The sequence below is a fragment of the Ralstonia sp. ASV6 genome (assembly GCF_016429285.1).
Classification (GTDB): domain Bacteria; phylum Pseudomonadota; class Gammaproteobacteria; order Burkholderiales; family Burkholderiaceae; genus Ralstonia; species Ralstonia flaminis.
In genome coordinates this window covers 1-604 of record NZ_JAELUI010000338.1, presented here as the reverse complement: position 1 = coordinate 604, position 604 = coordinate 1, and the positions used below count along the sequence as shown (strand labels likewise).

Annotated in this window: 1 protein-coding gene; it reads left to right on the top strand. The window is 66.4% G+C overall.

Annotated features, from left to right (window positions below):
* Positions 1-604, top strand: a 604-nt coding sequence (locus JHD73_RS27965) for an MBL fold metallo-hydrolase (RefSeq protein ID WP_199033364.1), incomplete at both ends; no start/stop codon positions are given.

Sequence of the window (604 nt, the reverse complement as noted above, 5' to 3'; positions counted from 1 at the left end):
GACCTACGTGGTCCACGCTGGGCCCGGTACGCCGTGCGCAGTGATCGACTCGGTACTTGATTACGACCCGAAATCCGGCCGTACGCGCACCAAGTCTGCCGACCGCGTGGCCGCCTTCATCGAGGCGCATGGGTTGCGCGTCGAATGGCTGCTCGAGACGCACGCCCACGCCGATCACCTGTCGGCAGCGCCGTACCTGCGGGGCCGCTTTGGCGGGCGCATCGCCATCGGCGAGCGCATTCGCGTGGTGCAGGGCGTGTTCAAGCCGATCTTCAACCTGGAGCCGTCATTCCAGCTCGACGGTTCGCAGTTTGACCATCTGTTCTCGCCGGACGAGGTCTTCCACATTGGTGAGTTGGAGGCGAAGTCGTTGGCCGTGCCCGGGCACACGCCCGCGGACATGGCCTATCAGGTCGGGGATGCCGTGTTCGTTGGCGACACGCTCTTCATGCCCGACGTGGGCACGGCGCGCTGCGATTTCCCTGGCGGTGATGCGGGTACGCTGTACCAGTCGATCCGCCGTCTGCTCGACTTGCCGGCCGACACGCGGCTCTACATGTGCCATGACTACCCGCCCGCAGGGCGCGAGGCCACGTGCCACACC